Genomic DNA, 19,619 nt, shown 5'->3' on the forward strand with positions numbered 1-19,619 from the left:
TGTCATGCTGAATTATTTCAGAGTGGGAATACCGTTGTTGACGGGACTAAATGAAATGTAAGATTGTCAATCAAGAAAGGAAATATATAAAACCTTTATTGGTGTCAAAGAGACATTCTTCCACGTTTTATATAGCAGCGACTTCATGAAAATTCATCCCATGTGGCATGAATACCCGACGTTGGCGCCTGAATTATCCTCAGCACTAACGTTAATTGAAAAACAGATTACCACCAACAATACGCCAGTGGCTGAAGCTATCCTGGAAATGATCAACGGCGGCGGCAAGCTGTTGCGTCCAGCCTATTGTCTGCTCTTTTCGCGTTTTCAGGATACGGATCGGGAGAAAATGATCGCCTTGGCAGCAGCGATCGAAACCTTGCACACGGCAACGCTTATTCACGATGACATCATCGACAAATCACCAACCCGTCGCAACCAGATCACGATTCAAAAACAATTTGGGCCAGAGACTGCCGTTTATGCCGGCGACTATCTCTTCGTAGTCTGCTTCAAGCTCCTGGCCCATTACGCCTCAAGCCTCCGCAGCATTCAACAAGACAGCGGCAGCATGGAGAAAATTCTCAAAGGTGAACTGGATCAAATGGCCACCCGCTACCAAACCGACATCACCATTGATGACTACCTCAAACAGGTTTCCGGCAAGACCGGTCAGCTTTTTGCCTTAAGCTGCTTTGTCGGGGCCTACGAAAGCGGCGGTAGTACCAACTTCGCCAAAGCTGCCGAAAAAATCGGCATGGACATCGGCATTGCCTTTCAATTGCTCGATGACATCCTCGACTACACAAGCAGCGGCGACACCCTTGGCAAGCCGGTTTGCGAGGACGTCCGCAGCGGGGTGTATTCCGCTCCGTTAATTCTAGCCATGCAGCGCGATCGCCAAGCCTTTTTGCCGTTGCTTGCCAAAAAGGATCAAATCGCTGATGCGGAAATGGATACGCTCCGTGATTTGGTCATCCAATATGAAGGCATCAAGCAAGCCTACGCCATGGCCCGACAACATACCGATCAAGCCATCGCCGGTTTAAAGAAGTTGCCGGCCGGGCCGGCGCAGGACGATCTGATTCGCTTGACAGGAAGTTTGCTGAACCGGAAAGCTTAGACAGGTTTGATTGAACGCAAAAAAAAAACCCACAGTGCTTTCTCACCATGCCAATTGGCGGATGAGGAAACGTTGTGGGTTTTTTTCGAAGCTTCGATCAATCTACTAGTAAGATTGTAACCGGTTAGAACGTTAGGCAATTGGTAACGCAGAGGTAAAGGCTATCAGGTAGAATTTCGTTTAGCTAGCAAAGCTTAAGAGACTAACAGCTTTTTCCATGGGACCATTTAAGGCCACAGACCCAAGATTTGACCGATGCCGCTTATGATACAAACAATTCCTAGACTAATAAGACCAAGCCTCCGTTGTTTGATCATCTCCGAGCGTCTCCGATACTTTAACCAAGCTGTGTCAATAACCCCAAGAATTGTAAACACAATCACCATAATGAAGGTGAAAAGGGCAATTCTGACGGGCAAGGGTAAGTTCATTAGTTTCTCCCTCCATGCAAGGCTTAACGTCTCTACAAGTAGGCTACTACATGAACTGCAAGAATAGCCAAGTTAAAAATTAACGTTGCTTATGTGCCATAAAACGTTCGTTATTCTACTCAGTACATTTGATGTTCTTTATACCAGCAATCGCAGATCAAAAAAGCGCACAGGCTTATACCTATACTGAATTACTGCGATATAGGGATAAGCCTGTGTACTTCTTATAAATATAAAATCGTTTACTTAAAAATTACCCGTAACAAATCTTGGATAATTGGTGAAGTTATCAAGCCAACAACAATACCGCCTAGGAAAAGCGAAATATAAACAGCCGTCTTATTGGTTGATCTCTTGTTCTTCATTCTTTCTCCCCCAACACAGTAGACACCCCAGATATCCAAAGATCTTGCTTGTTATTGTCAGTCTAACAATTGCATTTCATTTAAACAATCAATTATAGAAGCAAAAAAGCAAGGCACCTCAGCCTTTAAGAAGCTGCATGCCTTGCTTTTATACCAAACTCCCGTCACCTATTAATGACTATGAACTTTCGCCGCTATCCGCTTACCGAACTCGGTCTGATCAAAATGATCGATGATGTCCTTGACTTCAGCGTAGCGCAGGCTGGCGCCGAATAGCGGACTGCCCGGTTCGGTCATGATGCCATCTGCCAGATTGTTGTGGACAACCGTGTCGAAGCCCATTGTATCGACAAAAGCGGCCACTGTGGCGACAGCGTCAGGATCGTTGCCGGTGACGAAAAGTGCCTTCCGTCTCGGATCGCCTTTTGGCCGCGCCTCTTCTTGCAGATTGTGGTAGCCCATATGATTGAACGTTTTGACGATTTTGGCATCTTTGAAATAAGCCTGAACCTGTTCGCTGGAAGTCGTGTCTGGATCTAAGACTTCTTCGCGAATGCCGTCCGTTTCCCACCAGTAATTCATGGCGTCAATGACCAGTTTACCTTTCAATAAGTCAGCATCGATGTTCCTGTAGCGACTGAGCGGGATCGCTAGCAGGATGATGTCACTGTTGGCAACGACATCCGCATTCTCTGACGCAATGGCGCCGGGTACTAAGGTTTTGATAGTTAAGGCGATTTTCTTGACGGAGCCCGAACCGGAAATCCGCACTGTGTAACCGGCATCCAGCGCCAAACCAGCCAGCACGATGCCGACTTTTCCTGCCCCAAGAATGCCTACGCGTTGAATGGCCATTATTTCACCGCCGCCTTTTCTGCCAAAATTTCTTTAACCCGCGGAATGACTTTCGTACCATACAACTCAATCATCCGCTCGCGCTGAGCTGCGGTCTGGTTGCCGGCACCATAAACGAGATCGAAGCGGCCGAGATCGAGCAGGTCAATTGTTTCGGCCATGCGTCGCGCAACGGTTTCAGGATTGCCGACATAGAATGAACCTACCTTGGTTTCACCGTCAAACTGTTCACGACTCATCGGTGCCCAGCCACGGGTCAGCCCAATGCGATCAAAGTTGGCTTTGATATTTTTAAACGCCACTTCGACAGCTTCATTCTCGTCATCAGCAATGAATCCATGCGAGTGCACGGCAATTGGGAATTCCGGCTTGCCGAGTTCTTTAGCAGCTGCGTGATATAGCTCAATATACGGCTTGAACCGGCTGGCTTGCCCGCCAATGATCGCAATGATGACTTTGTAACCGAACTTAACCGCGCGAATCACGGATTCCGGCGAGCCGCCAATGCCAATGTAAGTCTCAAGTTTGCCGTTTTCGGTTTTCGGATAAACTTCCTGATTTTTCAAAGCGGCACGGAACTTGCCCGACCAGGTCACTGCCTTTTCATTGCGCAAGGCGTCGTATAGCCCCAGCTTCTCATTAAATAGGTCGTCATAATCGGTTAAGTCATAGCCAAATAAGGGAAAAGACTCGGTGAACGAGCCGCGTCCCAGCATGACCTGCGCTCGCCCATTGGACAGCGCATCCAAAGTCGCGAACCGCTCATAAACCCGCACAGGATCATCGGAGCTGAGCACGGTGACCGCCGTTGCCAACTTGATCTGCTTGGTCACTGCTGAAATCGCCGCCAAAACCGTTTCCGGACTCGAAACGCTATAGTCCGGACGGTGATGTTCGCCAACCCCGAAGACCTGAATGCCCAAGTCATCGGCCAGCTCACCTTCGCGCACAATCTGACGAATGGATGCAGCGGCGGTCTGCAAGCTGCCGTCTTCATTTGCCACAATGTCACCAAAAGTTTCAAGTCCAAACTGTAAATGCTCAATGTCTACCATCGAAAAAGCCTCCCATGCGTTTTACTTACTTTTTGTAAGCTGGTAACGACATCATAGAATATTTTACGCGAGAAAGCAACTAAGAGATTTTATCAGGTTCCCCAGTCCCAACTTTGGAAAAGTCAAAATATAGCACATCCAATGACACGCCAAATCTTACAATTTGAGGCTAAGTTTCATCCCATTTCAAACAGAAAAGACGACGAAATTGCGGTTTCGCTGTCTTTTCTCCTTAAGTTCTTGAAAGATTGTTGATACGACTTAGCTGCCCAGCGATTGGGCTGGCAACGCATTGCTAACCCGAAGAAGCACGGCATTAACTCCGCCAGGTTCGTAGTTTTAAACGCGTCCCTGGTGCAAGCCAAGCAACTCACCGCGTGGATTACTTGGTTTTGGAAAAATAAATTCTTCCCAATATGACAGCAATGAGGATCCATCCAGTCATCTTTAAATACTCGCCCCATATTAAATGTCCGTATAGAACGCGATCCATGAGCATGTTGAAAAGAATGACGAGTGCCCAAACCGCGACGCCGAACAGAAAAGCCTTACCTTTTCTTGTGATACTTACCACCCCTAATGCGCCTAGCCAAGAGAAACATAACCAACTTGCCAATCGACCTTTACTCGCAGATTTGCACTGGATGATAAGCCAATAAATCAGCATTCTGGTCAACATGGGTAACGAAAAGAATCACCACGCCTTCTGTAGCCATTTCATTTATCAAGTCTACAATGCATCGCATGCCACTCGTATCAATTCCAGAAAAGAACTCATCAAGCATCAACATTCTGGGCTCTTGAAGCCAAAACAAGAGAAATGTTAATTTCATAACTGTGCCTAGCGACAGCGCCGACGTTAGTTCGTTGTAATATGCTTCAAGTTTCATCTTTTCCAGTAAATACGGCAATTTTGCCAGCCTTTGTCGATTGATTTTGTCAAAGGAAATCAAAAAATCCACATGTTCTTTGGCGCTTAAGTTGGGATCCAGTATATTCCCGTCATGAAGATAAATGATCTCCTCTCGCATTAAATCAGTGTCGATTACCCCTTCGTTTGGTAATAGGTCAAACGCGAGTAACTTAAGGAGCGTTGTCTTTCCAACCCCGTTCGACCCCATGATTCTATAGATGCTTCCCGAGGAAAAATGCAAAGAAAGGTCTCGAAATAGTACATTATCATCGTAAGAAAAGCTAACGTTCTTTACCCGAACCTGATTGCCCATATCTTCCCCTCTTTATACATAATGAGACCACTGTTAGCAGAACTAAGACACTCAGCGTTGCAGTGATCGTCATTGTAGTTTCCAAAATGATGAATAGTTGTATATTGATTCTGTCGACAACAAGTAGCGTCAACGGCAAAGCACTACAAGGCGCAACAAAAGCCAAAGAGATACCCTCAATAATCGTTCTGAAAGATTTTACACGAAGCTGCTCTCTAATTTCAAAAGCATTGGTATCATGATTTTTCGTATATCCCAGTAAACCCGTCAATTGATAAACTACTGCCATTAAGTAAGAGATACTAAGGGTGGCCAGAATTTGTAATCCCACTTCCAAAAATGAAAGTCCTTTAATCCAGCTGAAAAGTAGGATCAAAAAGACTAAGGGCATTAATTTAACGGTGAGGTACACCAGAAAGGAGCATAGACACCGACGTACAAGCACCTCTAAGTGATGATTCCAAATAAATATTTGTTTATGAACATTTATTTCAAAATAACCCGGAAGATTATTAATAGTCGTCTGATACAAAACCATGGTGCTGTAATAAATTGTGATAAACACGACCAACAACGAGTATCTTTCATCTACGCTGCTCATTAGAAGTGCAAGCCCACTACTGCTGATAAAGTAAAACCATGTGCCAATCTGTCCAGTATCTTTGATCGCTAAGGAAATGGCATTTTTCGCTGGATCCTTCATGTAAGACCACTTGAAACTAATTGACTTACGATATTTGTAAAGTCCAAAAAAGACTATCAAAATCAATACTAAAAATAGCACGTACTGCGGTTCAAAACTGAAAAAGGATGCAGCAGTCAAAATTTTTCCATTTAAAAAAATTCTTATAAACTCGACGCATAAACTTTTCCCCACACTTGCTGTGAATACAAATGCAAAAATAAGTACAAATACATTCTTTACAAGCTCGTTCCTCAGCCACTTCTCCAATGAAAAGTGCATAAAAGTAATGAGAGCAATGCCCAATGTCGCCAGAAAAAGACTGCCAGAAAGCCAACGAACGCCGCGAAGATTTTCTATAGTCAGCGTTATAAGAAAGAGCAAACAAGGTATTCGCGTCATGGAGATGACTGCTCTTATGCAAAATGCAGCCTTCAACAAACTTGAGGAAATGCCCGAACGCACTCCGAATCTTATTATTGGTTGATTCAAGGACATGAGGCAAAGCGACTTTAAATCCTGATAATAAATGACGGCGTTGGCCGCAACAAGAATTCCAAGTATTTCAGGAACATTTAAAGTGAACCCAGACCACACCATCATAATTTTCTTGATATCGTCAAGAAGGACTCCTGATATCAAGATTTCTCTAAGAATAATTATTGAAGCGGCCAAGCCGGATAAGTTGATAACTCCCCAAAACCAAACTGTCTTTCTAGCGGATAATGTATCAACAAAAGGAACGCCAGAAAGACCTCTTTTTAACGAAACCGCCAATACCTCAATCATTTTACGTCATCTCCAAAACAAGGGCGTTACAAACATTTCTAGGCTGGCTGAAATAATGAATAATATCAGTATGAGCACTATTGTATTTCTAAATGCCAACCTCTGTGCCCGAATCTTGAGATTAATTCGCTGAAATCCTATATTTGCCGCAATCATTAGCGCACTAAGTTCAACTAATCCGTGAATACTTATCAGACCGAGAAAGTACCAGACTTCACCAGTTGTATAGATATTCAGCGTTAGCACAAGGGAAATAGACACTGCGTTTGCTAACAATACAATCACTGTTGATACTTTATACAAGAAGAACCCACTTATTAATAAGAGTGAAACGAAAATATTTTTTACAAGGATTTTAAAAAAGCTAAATTCAATAACCTGACTTTTCAAATCAACAGGCAAGTTTTGGGGAAAGTGATACGATGATAGAAAAAGGCTGATTGCAATTGAAATAGTAATTGCGGTGAATATAAATAAAGAAAGCGGACACAAAATTGCCGTTTTCTTTATCAGAAACACTTTGGACTTTTTCACAACTAATTAAGCTGCAAGAATTAACTTCTTGCCCCCACTTTTAAACGCTTGCCGCACAATATACGCGATTAGGCCACCGCTACCTAATAATGTAATAATCGCTGCTGCACCCATACCGGCATCCAAAAACATTTCAATAGTCTTCCTAGTCTCTCGACTCAAAGGAACTGCTGCAGCAATATCAGCGACAATTGCGTTGGACCTAACTGCAACCACAAGCACGATAGCAAACGCAGCCACTGCCAAGACAATCGCCGCTTTGCGATGACGCAAAACCATATGACTCATATTTTTCTCCTTTTATGTTTAGACTGAACCGTTGTAAATCGAGATAGTAGCCTTCAACAAGAATAATGGCAGTAAAGCCACGGAAGTCTGATAGACCATGGTCTCATCGCCAAAGCTGTTAAACATCTTTGACAGCTTTCACCCTGCCTCTTGTGAATGGCACGCCATCATAGGTTTATTACGGCCTTTCCCAGCCTTGCTTAAAGCCATCAATCAGCTGGTCAGCATGATTAAATGCATCTGTCTCCAGAATGCCTAGAATCGTTGCTACCGGAATCGCGAGCGGTAAAAAGCCGCCTGTAATCTGGCAAAGTTCGGAATCTTTTAAGTTGGTCATGACGCTCATCCTTTCTTTTGACTCATCCTATGGCAAGTTTTCTTTTCGTTTGAGCTCGTTGAGAACATCGATGCTAAGGCTCATTGCGGGTGCCACAAAACCACCTTGAACCCAGCTTCGTGCAATCGCTCCGAGTCCCATGCCAATGTAAGTCCAGAAATTATCAGTGCCGCCACCACTGATCCTTTCCAGGCGGCTATCATCCAACGTCACGAATTGTTGCATGGTGTTTCCTCCATTTCTTCGACTTATTCACAGCCGATATATTTAAACTTTTCGGGTGCTAGCTTCCCTAAACACAATATACGATAGGCTTGAGTTCATCTGATCAATTAATTTTAAGCGTCGGTATTTTTGAACTTTTCGTAGTGGTTTTAACCAAAGACGACAAAATTCAACGAAAAAATCCGATTTTGCGACGTTTATTTTTAGCTACATCAGCTCCATTCGCCCCAACAGCATTAAAACGGACGTTATCCCGTGTTAGCCGCCGCATCTTGCTGATCATTGTTCTATAGGCTGTTGCACCTTCCAGACTAGCAACATTATCAGCTATGTCGTGGCTGAATATATGTACTGAGCATCAGACTTCCTTGAAAAAATCACAGGAGCTAGTGCACAAGGCACCGTATAGTCCCAGTTTCTCATTACAATGTGATAGGCTTTTAGGTGTAAGGAAAAATAAGAGGAGAGCTGAATATGAGAGGATGAAAAGGATTTCTTTTCGCGCAACTGTGTCTAGCAAGGGGCGGGTCACAATCCCCTCAGAAATACGCCGGCAACGTGGCATCAAGAAAAACACCCAACTAGAATTCAGGACGCGGCCGGATGGCGATTTAACTTTACATATCGTTCATGAAAAAGATGAAGCCAACGAAGAAAAGTTGATCGAGACGATTCGGCACCTGCAAAAGCAGTACAGAATCGGCCTGGACTACTTGAAGGAGAAGTAGCATGGAAGGATTTAACGCAGGACGAAATCATCGTAATCATGCGCTTACCCAAACAGACCAGCATCAACGCCTAGTGGAAACCCACTTACTTAAAACTATTCATTCCATCACAATTAGCGTATGCTCGACTTAAAGGAAGTGACCACGATGACTGATGATACATACGATGATGCTGGTGAACTTTTTCGCACCATTCGCAACCGGCGTGGCTTAACTATCCGTCAAGTCCACGGCAATCTGCATAAAACAGCGGTTTCTCATTTTGAGAATATCGGTTCGGATATCCGGATGACCAATCTTATGACCATTCTGAAGCCGACATACACCATGCCGCAAGAATTTTTTGAGCTGATTGATCACACCAACAATCGTTTGCGCGCCTTAAGCATTAAGATCAGCAATGCCTATCAGCAGATGGACACCGTGACGTTGTCGCAACTTGCAGCCCGATATACCAATGCAAAAAAGGACAACCCGCCTAGGTATCTGCTCAAGCTAGTCATCAAAAACTTTCTATCTGACTTAAAACATCAGCAACCAGTTTTCTCCAATGAAGAAGAAGACTACTTGCAAGACTATTTGCTAAAGGCCGGCCCATGGTTTTTCTTTGAATATTACGTCTATTCGAATGTCTGTTTTTCCCTGTCCAAAACAGCTAATGAGCGTCTCGTTCAGCAAATGATTCGTCAGTATGACACCTTTCATCTGAGTAGTTACGATGAGCTATTTTTCGGTGCGTTCTATAATCTATCGACCAAATACCTTCAACGCGGTGATTACCAAGAAGCGTTGTCCATGTTGAATCTGGTCAACATGGACAAGCTCAAAGCCAACGTTCTTTATATGCGCCACCACATCGCATTCGTCCGCCTAGCCGCCGCTATCTTATCCAACAAGAGTGCCAAACAGGCGCGTGAGGAGCTATCGTTGCTGTTAAAAGGCACAAAGATTATTGATCCGACTTTATATGCTGTGAACATCAACTGGTTAGAGTCCTTGCACATCGATCCGGAGTCGCTTGATTTGGAGCGTGAGTGAGCTATCTTGATTTATTTCTGTTAACAGTGTATTAGTTGATTATTGTGTATCAAAAAAGGCTCCGATTTTTCGGAACCTTCTTAGATTGATTGCTAAATGGCTTTGTCTAGAAAATTAATTTAAAGCTGTACGTTGCTTTTGACAATGGTCATGTATTGTTAAGACAATACCACTAAGAAGCATCACAACGCCTGGCATCATTAATGCCGTAAAGCGGAGATCACGGCTTTGACTAAATATGACTAACAAAGTTGCAACTATTGTTAGCGGACCGCGGTGCTTCCTTAGCCATTTGATAACTAAAGTATCATGATATACTTTGCCAATAATCCACGCCAACATGATAATCAGTATACAGACAACTGCCATCATCATATTGTTCACCTCGCTTATTGATTTCTCTCATGTATTGTTTTGTAGCCACGCACAGTCAAAAATAATATTGTCAAATCAAGTAAAATTGCGCTTAGCCATCCCTGAGAGATATACAAAATTCTGAAAATGAAAAAAGCTACAGATATCGGTATATAAATCTTCAGAACTGTCTTTGGATATTTAAAGCGCCGCATGACTAGTATCAATAGAATGGCGATTAACGAAATAAACGAATAAAGCATTGTTAACATGCCAACTAACAATATGAGGCCACCCTTCTCTACTAGTCTATGAACATGAATTTATGTCCTTCTCCTTTCAACATCATATATCCAACTTACACCTAATATCACGAAAATAGCTGCAGGTAGATTATTCTCTACCTCTTTTTTGTCAACGATCATATCAGCTACTAATTTCGACCGCAAAAAAAAACTGCCAAATGCTCGATCAGAGCTGGCAGGTTTCATAACGAGATAAGCGAATACTGGTACAGCAATCTAGAACGCTTCAAAGTTTCTCCACTCTTTAATATGAATTTCTCAGTCCAAAATAAATCTAGTGCCAGCAGCCAAAATATCTTACTCCTTCGGCTTCGGCCGCCGTTCCAAATGCCGGCGCATTTTATCCAACAGAAATAACTGGTCATTATTCCATGGGCTGTTGCGGCGGGCGAGATGAGCAGCATAGTTGGCTGTATCATGGTTGAATTCACGATCAGAACGCTGAACCTCTTTGAGGAAATCGCGCGAACTAATCCGGAGGGCGCCGCGGGAGAACACGGTCCACTGTTCCGCCTGATCGCTGGTGACAACCACGAGTTGGACGAGGGGCGAGTTCATTTCCTGGGCTAACCGTTCGATGTAACTATCAGCAGTTTCGTCTTCTTTGGTGAAGACCACTTGCAGATCCCACTTCGCATAGCTTTTGCCGATACCAGGTACATACATGGCATCGAAGACAACAATGATTTTGGCATTTTCGTGGCTGCGGTATTCTGCCAGGATGTCCAGCAGCCGATCGCGGGCAACATCGAAGTGGTCTTCCGCTTTCAACTTGGCCAGCTCCGGCCAGTTTCCAATGACGTTATAGCCGTCGACAATCAAAATGTGTTCGCGCATGGTTATTTGCCCTCGTGACGACTGGCAAATGCTTGATACATCAAGATGCCAGCCGCAACACTGGCATTTAAGCTTTGCACGTGGCCCACCATTGGAATAGCAATCGTGGCGTCCATGAGTTTGGCAATTCCGGGCGAAATTCCTTTGCCTTCGTTGCCAATCACAAGCGCCGTACTGCCTTTTGCATCCCACTGGCGATAATCCTGACCATCCATCGCGGTGCCGAAGACCCACATGCCGCGGTCTTTTAACTGTTTGATGGTCTGCGCCAGATTAGTGACCCGGGCAACCGGAACGTATTCGATTGCACCGGTGCTGACTTTGGCGACCGCACTGGTGAGACCCACGGCGCGATGCTTGGGAATGATAATGCCATGCACGCCGCTAGCATCGGCAGTTCGCAGAATCGAGCCCAAATTGTGCGGATCTTCTAAGTTGTCCAACAACAAGAAGAACGGATCTTCGCCTTTATCCGCTGCATGTTGAAAAAGATCATCCACACTTGCGTAAGCATAGGGCGTCATTGCCAGTAAAACGCCTTGATGATTGCCATGGTCACTCATGAGATCGAGTTTTTGCTTCGGTGCGGTAGCGACCAGAATTTTCTTTTTTTGCGCGATGCCGATTAAATGCTGAATCGGCTCGCTTTTTAGATCGGTTTGAACAAAGAGCTTGTTAATGGTTGCGGCGGTGCCGGCTTTGAGTGCGGCTTCAACGGCATGGCGGCCGAAGACAAACTCGTCCGGATCGTGTTCATTTGGTGCTGCTTGCGGCTGTTTTGCCATGACCCGTCTTCCCTTCTTCAACGTATTGAATACACCATGCGGCTAATTCCGCAACCCGCTTGTCGTGCTTCTCGAGATGCAGATAGCCAAACAAGGCCTCAAAGCCGGTCGAAACGCGATACGTGACGACATCGGTATTCTTGGCATGCGTGTAACTTTTGGCATTACGCCCATGTTTGAAAACCGCGACCTCCTCGTCGTTGAGCAGGTGTTCGTCTTCCATCCCCGCGATTAAGGCCGCCTGCGCTTTCGCAGAAACAAAATCTTTGGCCGCGCGCTGTAAGGCAGCCGGGCGCACCAACCCGCGTTTGAGAAGATGTTCCCGAACGTAGACTTCATAAACCGCATCACCCATATAGGCCAATGCGATGCCGTTCAATTGTTTTGGATCAAATGTCATTTTCTGCGCCACCGCGTTCCTTGAGGAGTGTCTTCCAAAATAATGCCTTGTGCTGCCAGCTGATCACGAATCTGGTCACTCTTGGCAAAGTCTTTCGCTGCCCGGGCAACATCGCGCGCTTTCACTAATGCATCAATATCGGCATCGAGATTGGTCTGATCGGCAAAAACCACGCCGAAAATCTGCAGCCACGCATCATAGAGATTCAGTAAGTCGTCGAGGCTTTCACGTTTAACTGTATCTTCGTTGGCATATTCGTTCAGCAATTTAGCCAAGTCAAAAAGGACGGTCAACCCGTTTTGGACGTTCACATCGTCGTCCATGGCGGTAATAAACTGGTCTTTCAACGTTTGCAGTTGTTCAGTGATCTTGGGATCGACGCCTGGGACAGCATTGCCACGGCGATAAACCAGATTTTCACGGGCGATTTTTAAGCGATTAAGGCTGTTCGCTGCGTTCTTGAGGTTGGCATCGGAGTATCGGATCGGCATCCGGTATTGAGTACCAGCCATGAAGAATCGCAGAACTTGCGGATCGACCGTTTTCAAAATGTCATGAACCGTAATGAAGTTGCCAAGCGACTTGCTCATTTTTTCGTCATCTTCGCCAATGGTCACAAAGCCGTTGTGCATCCAATAACGGACGAACTGCTTGCCAGTTTTGGCTTCACTCTGAGCGATTTCATTTTCGTGATGTGGGAACTCAAGATCCTGACCGCCGCCGTGAATGTCAAACGTATCGCCGAGAAGTTGGGTGCTCATGACCGAGCATTCGATGTGCCACCCCGGTCGGCCTTTACCCCAAGGAGAATCCCAGCTGATTTCACCGGGCTTGGCAGCCTTCCACAATGCAAAATCGATTGGATCTTCTTTTTTAGCCAGTTCTTCTTGTGTAATGTGCTGACTGGCGCCTTCTTCGAGTTCGTCGACATTTTGATGGCTTAACTCGCCATAATGTTTGAACTTGCGCGCCCGATAATACACGTCACCGTCGATGGCGTAAGCATAGCCTTTTGCGACCAGATCCTGAACAAAATCAATAATGTCCGGAATCATTTGGCTCGCACGTGGATGGGCAGTCGCCGGTTCGATTCCCAGCGCCGTGGTATCTTCCATGAAGGCATCAATAAACCGCTGCGCCAAATCAAGCGGTGCTTCGCCGGTTTTATGCGCGGCATTGATGATTTTATCGTCAACATCTGTGAAATTCGAAACATAAGTGACATGATAACCGCGGTATTCAAAATAGCGGCGAATCGTATCAAACGCAATCGCACTGCGCGCATTACCGATGTGGATATAATTATAGACAGTCGGTCCGCAGACATACATCCGAATTTCTCCAGGGTGCAGTGGCGTGAACGGCTCTTTTTGCCGGGACATCGTATTATATAACGTTAACATCGGCTCATTTCCTTCCTGTAGCGTCTTACCTGCATTTTACAGGAAAATGGGAGGATTATAAAGGAAAGAGCGTGAGCTGGCGCGTTTAGAAGTTGGAGTGTAAGTGGCCTCAGGCGTGATGGCCCGGTCTTGGCCATTGCGCCTGAGGTCCTTACACGCAGACTTCTGCGCCAGCGAACGCGATTGGGAACCGGATTGCCTCCCAATCTTTACTGTTTCAACTTAACAAGTAACCAACCTTGGCCATCACGCTAAGGTCCTTACACGCAGACTTCCGGTCCCAGTTTACTCGCCGCATAGAACCAAAAAGACTCCCTTACATACCAGCAAGGAAGCCCAAAATTTCTACTCGTTGTTAACGCGTCACGATCGATAAACGAATCCTTTTTCCCAGTCCCTTAGCATACCGTGACAATGTCGTCAGCGATGGAACAGAGTCTAAGCGCTCAATCTTTGCAAACTGCGACTGCTTCATACCAATTGTTTCGGCGAATTGCTTTTGTGAGATCCCGCGACGAATCCGTTCCGCTTCAAGTTCAGTTAATGCATCGATGATGGTCAATGCTTCGTCAGGAATAGAATCAATTTTGTCCTTAACTTCATTCCAAGTGGACACAGAACTGCCCCCTTCTTTTTAACCCATCATCTCAATTTTTTAACACTTAATCAATCTTCCGCTTCGGATTCAAGATATTCAGCGGATCAAACAAGTCCTTGATCTGGTGCTGAATTTCATCAACATCAAAGCCGAGCTCCTCATTATTCCACTGATTCTTGCTCATCCCCACAGCGTGCTCGCCGGAAATTGTGCCGCCCAATGCCAGTGCTTTGCGGAACATCATGCGGATGGCTTGGAGCGCTTCTTTTGGCGGTTCCGTCTGGTCGGCTGGCCAGATAACTGTTGGATGCACATTGCCGTCACCGGCATGGCCGGCAGTGTAAATTTCAACATTCAAATCTTTGGCAACCTCGGCAATGTAGTCCATCATCTCCGGCAGCTTGGATAACGGCACGGCCATATCTTCCATAATGTGTTGACCGTTCGCGAAAACCGCCGGCAACATATCCTGCCGCAATTTGATGATGGCGCCTGCTTCATCAGGATCGCTGGTTACCTTGATATTCTTGGCGTGATCGGCCGTTAAAATCTGTTCTGCCATTTTCAGACTGGCTTCGCCGCCTGCATCTAGCCGGAAAATGAGCATCGCCTCAGCACCTTCTGCATAGTGCGTGCCTTCATACCGATCCAACGCCGCAACGGTCAAGCCGTCCAATGCTTCGAGCGTTACCGGATAAATCCCCGACAACCGCAAATCCTCGACCCCTTTTGCCAAGGCCGTCATATTATCAAAATAAGCCACCCCGACCACAGGCGTCCCGATCGGAATCGGGTTCAACTTAACGGTGATTTCGGTAATGATCCCTAATGTGCCTTCAGATCCCACAAAAAGATGGGTCAGGTCATAGCTAAAGGCGTGCTTATAAGTGCGGCCGCCGAGTTTGATTTCTCTACCATCTGCAAGCACGACTTTCAAGCCCAGCACATTGTCCGTTGTCGCGCCATACTTAACCGTGCTCATCCCACCGGCATTGGTCGCTGCGTTACCGCCAATACTGGAAATCGGCTTAGAACCCGGATCAGGCGCATAAAACAGGCCTTGCTTGCGGGCTTCTTTATCCAAGTCACCGTTGATCACGCCCGGCTCTACAACCGCCAACAAGTCACCTTTGCTGATTTCCTTAATCCGATTCATGCGCACCGTTGAGAGGATAATGCTGCCATTCAGGCCATCCGCCCCGATGACAGTACTGGTATCCGCGCCTTGAGGAACGACCGGAATGTGATATTGCCGCGCTATCTTCAAAACACCTTGAATATCCGCAACATCGCCAGCCGCTACATAGGCCAAAATTCTGCCGTCAATTTCCAGCTGAGCATTGCCATTGGCGCTGTGTTCGCGCGCAACCTGATCATCTGTATGAATCTCCGCGTGCGGTGCGGCGGCACGTAAAGCTGCAAGGATCTCCGCGTTGTCATAAGCAGTAAAAATTGCCATTATCCAGACCTCCATTGCTTTGATTGCTGGGTTCATTATAAAAATCCTTATCCTCATTATGAACCTATTTCCAAAAGGCTGGGTTAATTTAGTCTGGAAAACGCGATCTCTCCCCATTCAACGTGGTGCATACAAAAAATCCGCGACATTACGCGGATTTTTGCTGCTAATTAAAGTTGTGATGTGACCAAATCAACGTTCTTCAACACCTGATCGCGGCCCATGAGCTCAATCGTTTCAGCCAGTTGCGGGCCATGCATCCGCAGCGTTGCGGCAATACGGATCGGCATGTACAACTTGCGACCCTTGACCTGGGTTTCTTGCTTGACTTCGTTGACAATGCGGCCAACGGAATACGCATCGAACGTGTCCAGTGTCCGAATCTTTTTAGCGAACGCTTCAATAACCGGCTTGGCATGGTCGTCAGCCAGCTCCTTGCGCTCGTCATCCGTCAGATCAGTTGCCTTGTCGAAGAAAATATCGGCAAGCTTGCTAATCTGCGCGGTGTAACTCATCTGGTCCGTATACAGGCTAATCAGTTGACGGGCCCACTCGATGGTTTTCGGATCCGGATCGCTATGAATCAAGCCATCTTCAATCAGGTTTGCCAACGACATGCTCATCAGCTCGTTCGGGTTCGTCTTTTGCTTGGCTTTAATATACTGGTTATTAACCCATTCCAGCTTCTTCTGGTCGAAGCGTGCCGGACTCTTGGATAAGCGCTTTGGATCGAACTGCTTGATGAATTCCTTTTTGGTGAAAATCTCATCTTCGCCAACCGGTGACCAGCCTAACAGCGTGATGAAGTTAAACATCGCTTCCGGCAAGTAGCCGAGCTCACGATATTGTTCGATGAACTGCAAGACGGTTTCATCACGTTTGGACAGCTTCTTGCCGGTTGCGCCATTGATGATCAAGGTCATATGGCCAAAAATCGGTGGCTCCCAGCCAAAAGCGTCATAAATTGCCAGCTGCTTAGGCGTGTTGGCAATGTGATCATCGCCGCGCAACACATGACTGATTTCCATGAGATGATCATCGACCACCACCGCAAAGTTATACGTCGGCATACCATCGCGCTTTTGAATGACAAAATCGCCGCCAAGCGTGTTGGCATCAATCGAAATCTTGCCTTTGACAATGTCATCCCATTCGTAAGTCTTATCAGTCGGGATGTGGAACCGGATGACCGGTTGTAACCCCTTGGCTTTCGCCGCAGCAATGGCCTCTGCCTTTTCGGCTTCACTCATGCCTTCATATTCGTATTCATAATGGGGCATTTCGTGACGGGCTTTTTGGGCTTCGCGATCGGCTTTCAGTTCCTCTTCGGTCCGATAAGATTCATAAGCAAAGCCCTTATCGACAAGTTGCTTGATCAGCTTGTCATAAATGTCTTTACGCTCAGACTGGCGGTAAGGGCCAAAATCTCCACCTTTGTCAGGACCTTCATCCCAGTCAATCCCGAGCCAGTGGAGATTCTCCATCTGACTCTTCTCGCCATCTACAACGTTCCGCTTTGTATCGGTATCTTCAATCCGCAGCACCAACGTTCCCTTGTTGTGCCGTGCGAACAAATAATTGAACAGTGCCGTCCGTGCATTGCCAATATGCAAATGCCCGGTCGGACTTGGTGCATAACGCACCCGAATTGGTCGATCTGCCAATGTCTTAGCCTCCATTTTCTGTAAACATGCAATGCTAGTGTACCACAGAAGGGCAAGCGATGGAGAGGTATCACTTCAAGGAAGTCTTGTTCCTTTGCAAGAACAATATCATCAAGCACAACAACAATAATGATGAGATCCGAATCAAAAATGGCCAGCTAGTTCATTACTAAATAATCATGTTTAAACCTAAAATGACGATAAGACCAACGAACGAATTGGTGAATTCAAGTGCGCCCCATGTTTTGAAGGTGTCCTTGATTGAAATACCAAACGATTGCTGGAACAGTAGAAACCCACCGTCGTACATTAAGGTCATTGTGTTACTACCAACGGCACATGCAAGCACCATCAAAACTGGATTGACATTAAAGGCAGCGATCATTGGTGCCACAATTCCGGCAGCGGTAATAGCAGCGACCGCTCCTTGACCTGTTAAAATTCGAATAAGAACGGTAATAATCCAGGCCAGAATTAGCGGGGACACAGGTAACTTCCCTACAAAAGAGACCAGCGTATCACCAATCCCAGTTTTGATGATAACTTCTTTCATGACCCCGCCAGCAGCAATAACCAACAATACGTTGGAAATCCCCTCAATGGCACTTGTCAATTGCTTGGTAATTTGCGCACCGGTTTGACGACGACGGTATCCAAATACCCATACTGCAACCAAAACAGCTAGTAACATACTAATTTCGGCGCTTCCGATGAATTCGGCAAACTTGTACAGAAATGAATGAGTGGAAACTGCTAGCTTAGCTAATGATGAACCAACCATCAGAATAGCGGGAAGCATGGGGACCAAGATACTGATACCAAAAGTTGGCAATTCAGAAGCGGGTTTCTTTTCGGCTGGTTTCATGACGTTCCCCAAAGGCATCTTATCTAATCCGGGTATGAATCGACGGATCAAGACACCGGAACAAATGATTGTTGGGATAATAACGATTAACCCAAAGATATAGACTTGGGAAATGTCGGCGTGAAAGGCAGTAACCAATGCCATTGGACCCGGTTGGGGTGGAAAAATACTGTGACCCATCGTGGCTCCGGCAACGGTTGGAACAATGAGGCGCATGTAAGGCACTTTTGCTTCCTTGGCGATGCTAATTACCAAAGGAGCAGCAATCAAGAAGGCAACTTCGTAAAACATCGCCATTCCAAAGATTGTTCCAATAATTAGCAGGGCGTACGGAAGTAACTTAACGCCCATCTTGGAAACAATCGTGTCGGCAATTTGTTGGGAAGCCCCCGAATCGGTCATTAATTTACCAATGATGGCCCCAAAAATCAGAATCAAGGTAAGGGTGCCCAGAACACTACTTAGCCCAGCCTGAATGGTGGGAACTATTTTGGTGATGGACATGCCTTCGCAAAAAGCAATGAATAAAGCTGAAAGTAATAATGCCAGAATACTGTGCAGCTTGAGCTTGGCAATCATGAAAACTAGGATACCAATCCCTATAATGACCCACAGTAATGAAAGCAAATCAGCGGTCAAAACAATCTCCTCCTAAATTAAAATACTAAGGATCTGTCTAATGTTTGTTGAATCTGATGACAATGATAGGAAAGACGACGCAATTGCCTCCAGAATGCTAAATTCCGGAAGGCTTGTACACAATCGTTAAGAGTCTCCTGAATAAATTGAACAGCACTAAGTTTTGGGCGAGTATCCAATTCGGATAACTGATATATTAAAATCTTAGATGCCACTAGTAATGTTAGCGCTTACCAAAAGATCAGTCAACATTTTTTGTTCATTCGTCTTTATCGACTAACGCTGCTCCCCGTTACCATAACGATTACATCTGAACTGGTGATCAAATTTCTAAATAACTGCTGATCGTTAACTTCAGAATACTTGTTGAAATCGCATAATTGATCTCGGCTTGAGGATCGAAGTCGTGCATCGGCCCAGCGCCAATAGCATCGCTGGACTGGTAGCAGGCGTGATGCCTGAAAAATAAAAATAGGCCATGTCTTTAAGCAGACTGACCTAACTAAACTGAGTCGCCTCAGCGGTCGCAAATGTACTTTCCAGATTTAAGATTGTTACATGTGACACTACCAGCAGCATCCGTCACCCCTGTATGAAGTTTCTGCCATTTTGTCCGGGAATATCAGACCAAAGT

At 45.7% G+C, this 19,619-nt stretch carries 20 protein-coding genes; 3 read left to right on the plus strand and 17 right to left on the minus strand.

Translation table 11 applies throughout. From position 1 onward, the window contains the following. The first annotated feature begins 145 nt into the window (after positions 1-145). Positions 146-1,123 (plus strand): polyprenyl synthetase family protein, encoded by a 978-nt coding sequence (locus LACPH_RS10745; RefSeq protein WP_306386903.1) that lies wholly within the window; start codon positions 146-148, stop codon positions 1,121-1,123. 967 nt (positions 1,124-2,090) lie between these two features. On the opposite strand, the gene LACPH_RS10750 is transcribed toward LACPH_RS10745, so the two are convergent. From LACPH_RS10750 to LACPH_RS10785, 8 genes are all read right to left on the minus strand, one after another. Continuing rightward, positions 2,091-2,777: an NADPH-dependent F420 reductase gene (locus LACPH_RS10750; RefSeq protein ID WP_306387708.1), complete on the minus strand. Its 687-nt coding sequence runs from the start codon at positions 2,775-2,777 to the stop codon at positions 2,091-2,093. Then, positions 2,774-3,829, minus strand: coding sequence for an LLM class flavin-dependent oxidoreductase (locus LACPH_RS10755; RefSeq protein ID WP_049171228.1), 1,056 nt, complete (start codon positions 3,827-3,829; stop codon positions 2,774-2,776). The genes LACPH_RS10750 and LACPH_RS10755 overlap by 4 nt, the downstream gene beginning before the upstream one ends. 623 nt (positions 3,830-4,452) lie before the next feature. After that, positions 4,453-5,055 (minus strand): ATP-binding cassette domain-containing protein, encoded by a 603-nt coding sequence (locus tag LACPH_RS10760; RefSeq protein ID WP_306386904.1) that lies wholly within the window; start codon positions 5,053-5,055, stop codon positions 4,453-4,455. After that, complete coding sequence (locus tag LACPH_RS10765) at positions 5,024-6,526, minus strand: hypothetical protein (RefSeq protein ID WP_306386905.1); 1,503 nt, start codon at positions 6,524-6,526, stop codon at positions 5,024-5,026. Before LACPH_RS10765 ends, LACPH_RS10760 begins: the two co-directional genes overlap by 32 nt. A 6-nt stretch (positions 6,527-6,532) precedes the next feature. Beyond that, complete coding sequence (locus tag LACPH_RS10770; protein WP_306386906.1) at positions 6,533-7,060, minus strand: stage II sporulation protein M; 528 nt, start codon at positions 7,058-7,060, stop codon at positions 6,533-6,535. A gap of 6 nt (positions 7,061-7,066) precedes the next feature. Next, the gene (locus LACPH_RS10775) at positions 7,067-7,348 is read right to left on the minus strand and encodes a hypothetical protein (protein WP_306386907.1); all 282 of its coding nucleotides are present in this window, start codon (positions 7,346-7,348) and stop codon (positions 7,067-7,069) included. Positions 7,349-7,526: 178 nt separating this feature from the next. Then, the gene (locus LACPH_RS10780; protein WP_306386908.1) at positions 7,527-7,685 is read right to left on the minus strand and encodes a bacteriocin leader domain-containing protein; all 159 of its coding nucleotides are present in this window, start codon (positions 7,683-7,685) and stop codon (positions 7,527-7,529) included. A gap of 27 nt (positions 7,686-7,712) precedes the next feature. Further along, a complete protein-coding gene (locus tag LACPH_RS10785; RefSeq protein ID WP_049169071.1) occupies positions 7,713-7,910 on the minus strand; it encodes a hypothetical protein in 198 nt (65 codons plus the stop codon). A gap of 482 nt (positions 7,911-8,392) precedes the next feature. Between LACPH_RS10785 and LACPH_RS10790 the strand changes: the two genes are divergently transcribed. Both LACPH_RS10790 and LACPH_RS10795 read left to right on the plus strand, forming a co-directional pair. Continuing rightward, positions 8,393-8,638, plus strand: a complete 246-nt coding sequence (locus LACPH_RS10790) for an AbrB/MazE/SpoVT family DNA-binding domain-containing protein (RefSeq protein ID WP_306386909.1) — start codon at positions 8,393-8,395, stop codon at positions 8,636-8,638. A gap of 147 nt (positions 8,639-8,785) precedes the next feature. Further along, positions 8,786-9,676, plus strand: a complete 891-nt coding sequence (locus LACPH_RS10795) for an Rgg family transcriptional regulator (RefSeq protein ID WP_306386910.1) — start codon at positions 8,786-8,788, stop codon at positions 9,674-9,676. 114 nt (positions 9,677-9,790) lie between these two features. Here LACPH_RS10795 and LACPH_RS10800 read toward each other — a convergent pair whose 3' ends face one another. From LACPH_RS10800 to LACPH_RS10840, 9 genes are all read right to left on the minus strand, one after another. Continuing rightward, complete coding sequence (locus LACPH_RS10800; protein ID WP_306386911.1) at positions 9,791-10,051, minus strand: hypothetical protein; 261 nt, start codon at positions 10,049-10,051, stop codon at positions 9,791-9,793. Positions 10,052-10,632: 581 nt separating this feature from the next. Further along, positions 10,633-11,172: an NYN domain-containing protein gene (locus LACPH_RS10805; protein WP_010492225.1), complete on the minus strand. Its 540-nt coding sequence runs from the start codon at positions 11,170-11,172 to the stop codon at positions 10,633-10,635. A gap of 2 nt (positions 11,173-11,174) precedes the next feature. After that, a complete protein-coding gene (rlmB, locus tag LACPH_RS10810; RefSeq protein ID WP_010492226.1) occupies positions 11,175-11,957 on the minus strand; it encodes a 23S rRNA (guanosine(2251)-2'-O)-methyltransferase RlmB in 783 nt (260 codons plus the stop codon). Continuing rightward, positions 11,926-12,357: a Mini-ribonuclease 3 gene (locus tag LACPH_RS10815; protein ID WP_025013696.1), complete on the minus strand. Its 432-nt coding sequence runs from the start codon at positions 12,355-12,357 to the stop codon at positions 11,926-11,928. The genes rlmB and LACPH_RS10815 overlap by 32 nt, the downstream gene beginning before the upstream one ends. Further along, positions 12,354-13,760, minus strand: a complete 1,407-nt coding sequence (gene cysS, locus LACPH_RS10820) for a cysteine--tRNA ligase (RefSeq protein WP_306386912.1) — start codon at positions 13,758-13,760, stop codon at positions 12,354-12,356. Before cysS ends, LACPH_RS10815 begins: the two co-directional genes overlap by 4 nt. 355 nt (positions 13,761-14,115) lie before the next feature. Continuing rightward, positions 14,116-14,376 carry a helix-turn-helix domain-containing protein gene (locus tag LACPH_RS10825; protein WP_370531179.1) on the minus strand — a complete coding sequence of 87 codons (261 nt, stop codon included), beginning with the start codon at positions 14,374-14,376 and terminating at the stop codon, positions 14,116-14,118. A 46-nt stretch (positions 14,377-14,422) separates the two neighbouring features. Continuing rightward, the gene (locus LACPH_RS10830) at positions 14,423-15,817 is read right to left on the minus strand and encodes an FAD-binding oxidoreductase (protein WP_306386913.1); all 1,395 of its coding nucleotides are present in this window, start codon (positions 15,815-15,817) and stop codon (positions 14,423-14,425) included. Positions 15,818-15,987: 170 nt separating this feature from the next. Next, positions 15,988-17,481, minus strand: coding sequence for a glutamate--tRNA ligase (gltX, locus tag LACPH_RS10835; RefSeq protein ID WP_306386914.1), 1,494 nt, complete (start codon positions 17,479-17,481; stop codon positions 15,988-15,990). Positions 17,482-17,650: 169 nt separating this feature from the next. Next, on the minus strand, positions 17,651-18,985 hold the full coding sequence (locus LACPH_RS10840) for a gluconate:H+ symporter (protein ID WP_306386915.1): 1,335 nt from the start codon (positions 18,983-18,985) through the stop codon (positions 17,651-17,653). Positions 18,986-19,619 lie beyond the last annotated feature (634 nt).

The sequence above is a fragment of the Lacticaseibacillus parahuelsenbergensis genome, assembly GCF_030770265.1.
In the GTDB taxonomy this organism is placed as follows: Bacteria; Bacillota; Bacilli; order Lactobacillales; family Lactobacillaceae; genus Lacticaseibacillus; species Lacticaseibacillus casei.

Excerpts from the sequence above, each read along its gene's own strand:
- LACPH_RS10745 (WP_306386903.1), top strand. The coding sequence starts at position 146 with ATGAAAATTCATCCCATGTGGCATGAATACCCGACGTTGGCGCCTGAA.
- LACPH_RS10755 (WP_049171228.1), bottom strand. The coding sequence starts at position 3,829 with ATGGTAGACATTGAGCATTTACAGTTTGGACTTGAAACTTTTGGTGAC.
- LACPH_RS10760 (WP_306386904.1), bottom strand. The coding sequence starts at position 5,055 with ATGGGCAATCAGGTTCGGGTAAAGAACGTTAGCTTTTCTTACGATGAT.
- LACPH_RS10765 (WP_306386905.1), bottom strand. The coding sequence starts at position 6,526 with ATGATTGAGGTATTGGCGGTTTCGTTAAAAAGAGGTCTTTCTGGCGTT.
- LACPH_RS10775 (WP_306386907.1), bottom strand. The coding sequence starts at position 7,348 with ATGAGTCATATGGTTTTGCGTCATCGCAAAGCGGCGATTGTCTTGGCA.
- LACPH_RS10780 (WP_306386908.1), bottom strand. The coding sequence starts at position 7,685 with ATGACCAACTTAAAAGATTCCGAACTTTGCCAGATTACAGGCGGCTTT.
- LACPH_RS10785 (WP_049169071.1), bottom strand. The coding sequence starts at position 7,910 with ATGCAACAATTCGTGACGTTGGATGATAGCCGCCTGGAAAGGATCAGT.
- LACPH_RS10790 (WP_306386909.1), top strand. The coding sequence starts at position 8,393 with ATGAAAAGGATTTCTTTTCGCGCAACTGTGTCTAGCAAGGGGCGGGTC.
- LACPH_RS10795 (WP_306386910.1), top strand. The coding sequence starts at position 8,786 with ATGACTGATGATACATACGATGATGCTGGTGAACTTTTTCGCACCATT.
- LACPH_RS10800 (WP_306386911.1), bottom strand. The coding sequence starts at position 10,051 with ATGATGATGGCAGTTGTCTGTATACTGATTATCATGTTGGCGTGGATT.
- LACPH_RS10805 (WP_010492225.1), bottom strand. The coding sequence starts at position 11,172 with ATGCGCGAACACATTTTGATTGTCGACGGCTATAACGTCATTGGAAAC.
- rlmB (WP_010492226.1), bottom strand. The coding sequence starts at position 11,957 with ATGGCAAAACAGCCGCAAGCAGCACCAAATGAACACGATCCGGACGAG.
- LACPH_RS10815 (WP_025013696.1), bottom strand. The coding sequence starts at position 12,357 with ATGACATTTGATCCAAAACAATTGAACGGCATCGCATTGGCCTATATG.
- cysS (WP_306386912.1), bottom strand. The coding sequence starts at position 13,760 with ATGTTAACGTTATATAATACGATGTCCCGGCAAAAAGAGCCGTTCACG.
- LACPH_RS10830 (WP_306386913.1), bottom strand. The coding sequence starts at position 15,817 with ATGGCAATTTTTACTGCTTATGACAACGCGGAGATCCTTGCAGCTTTA.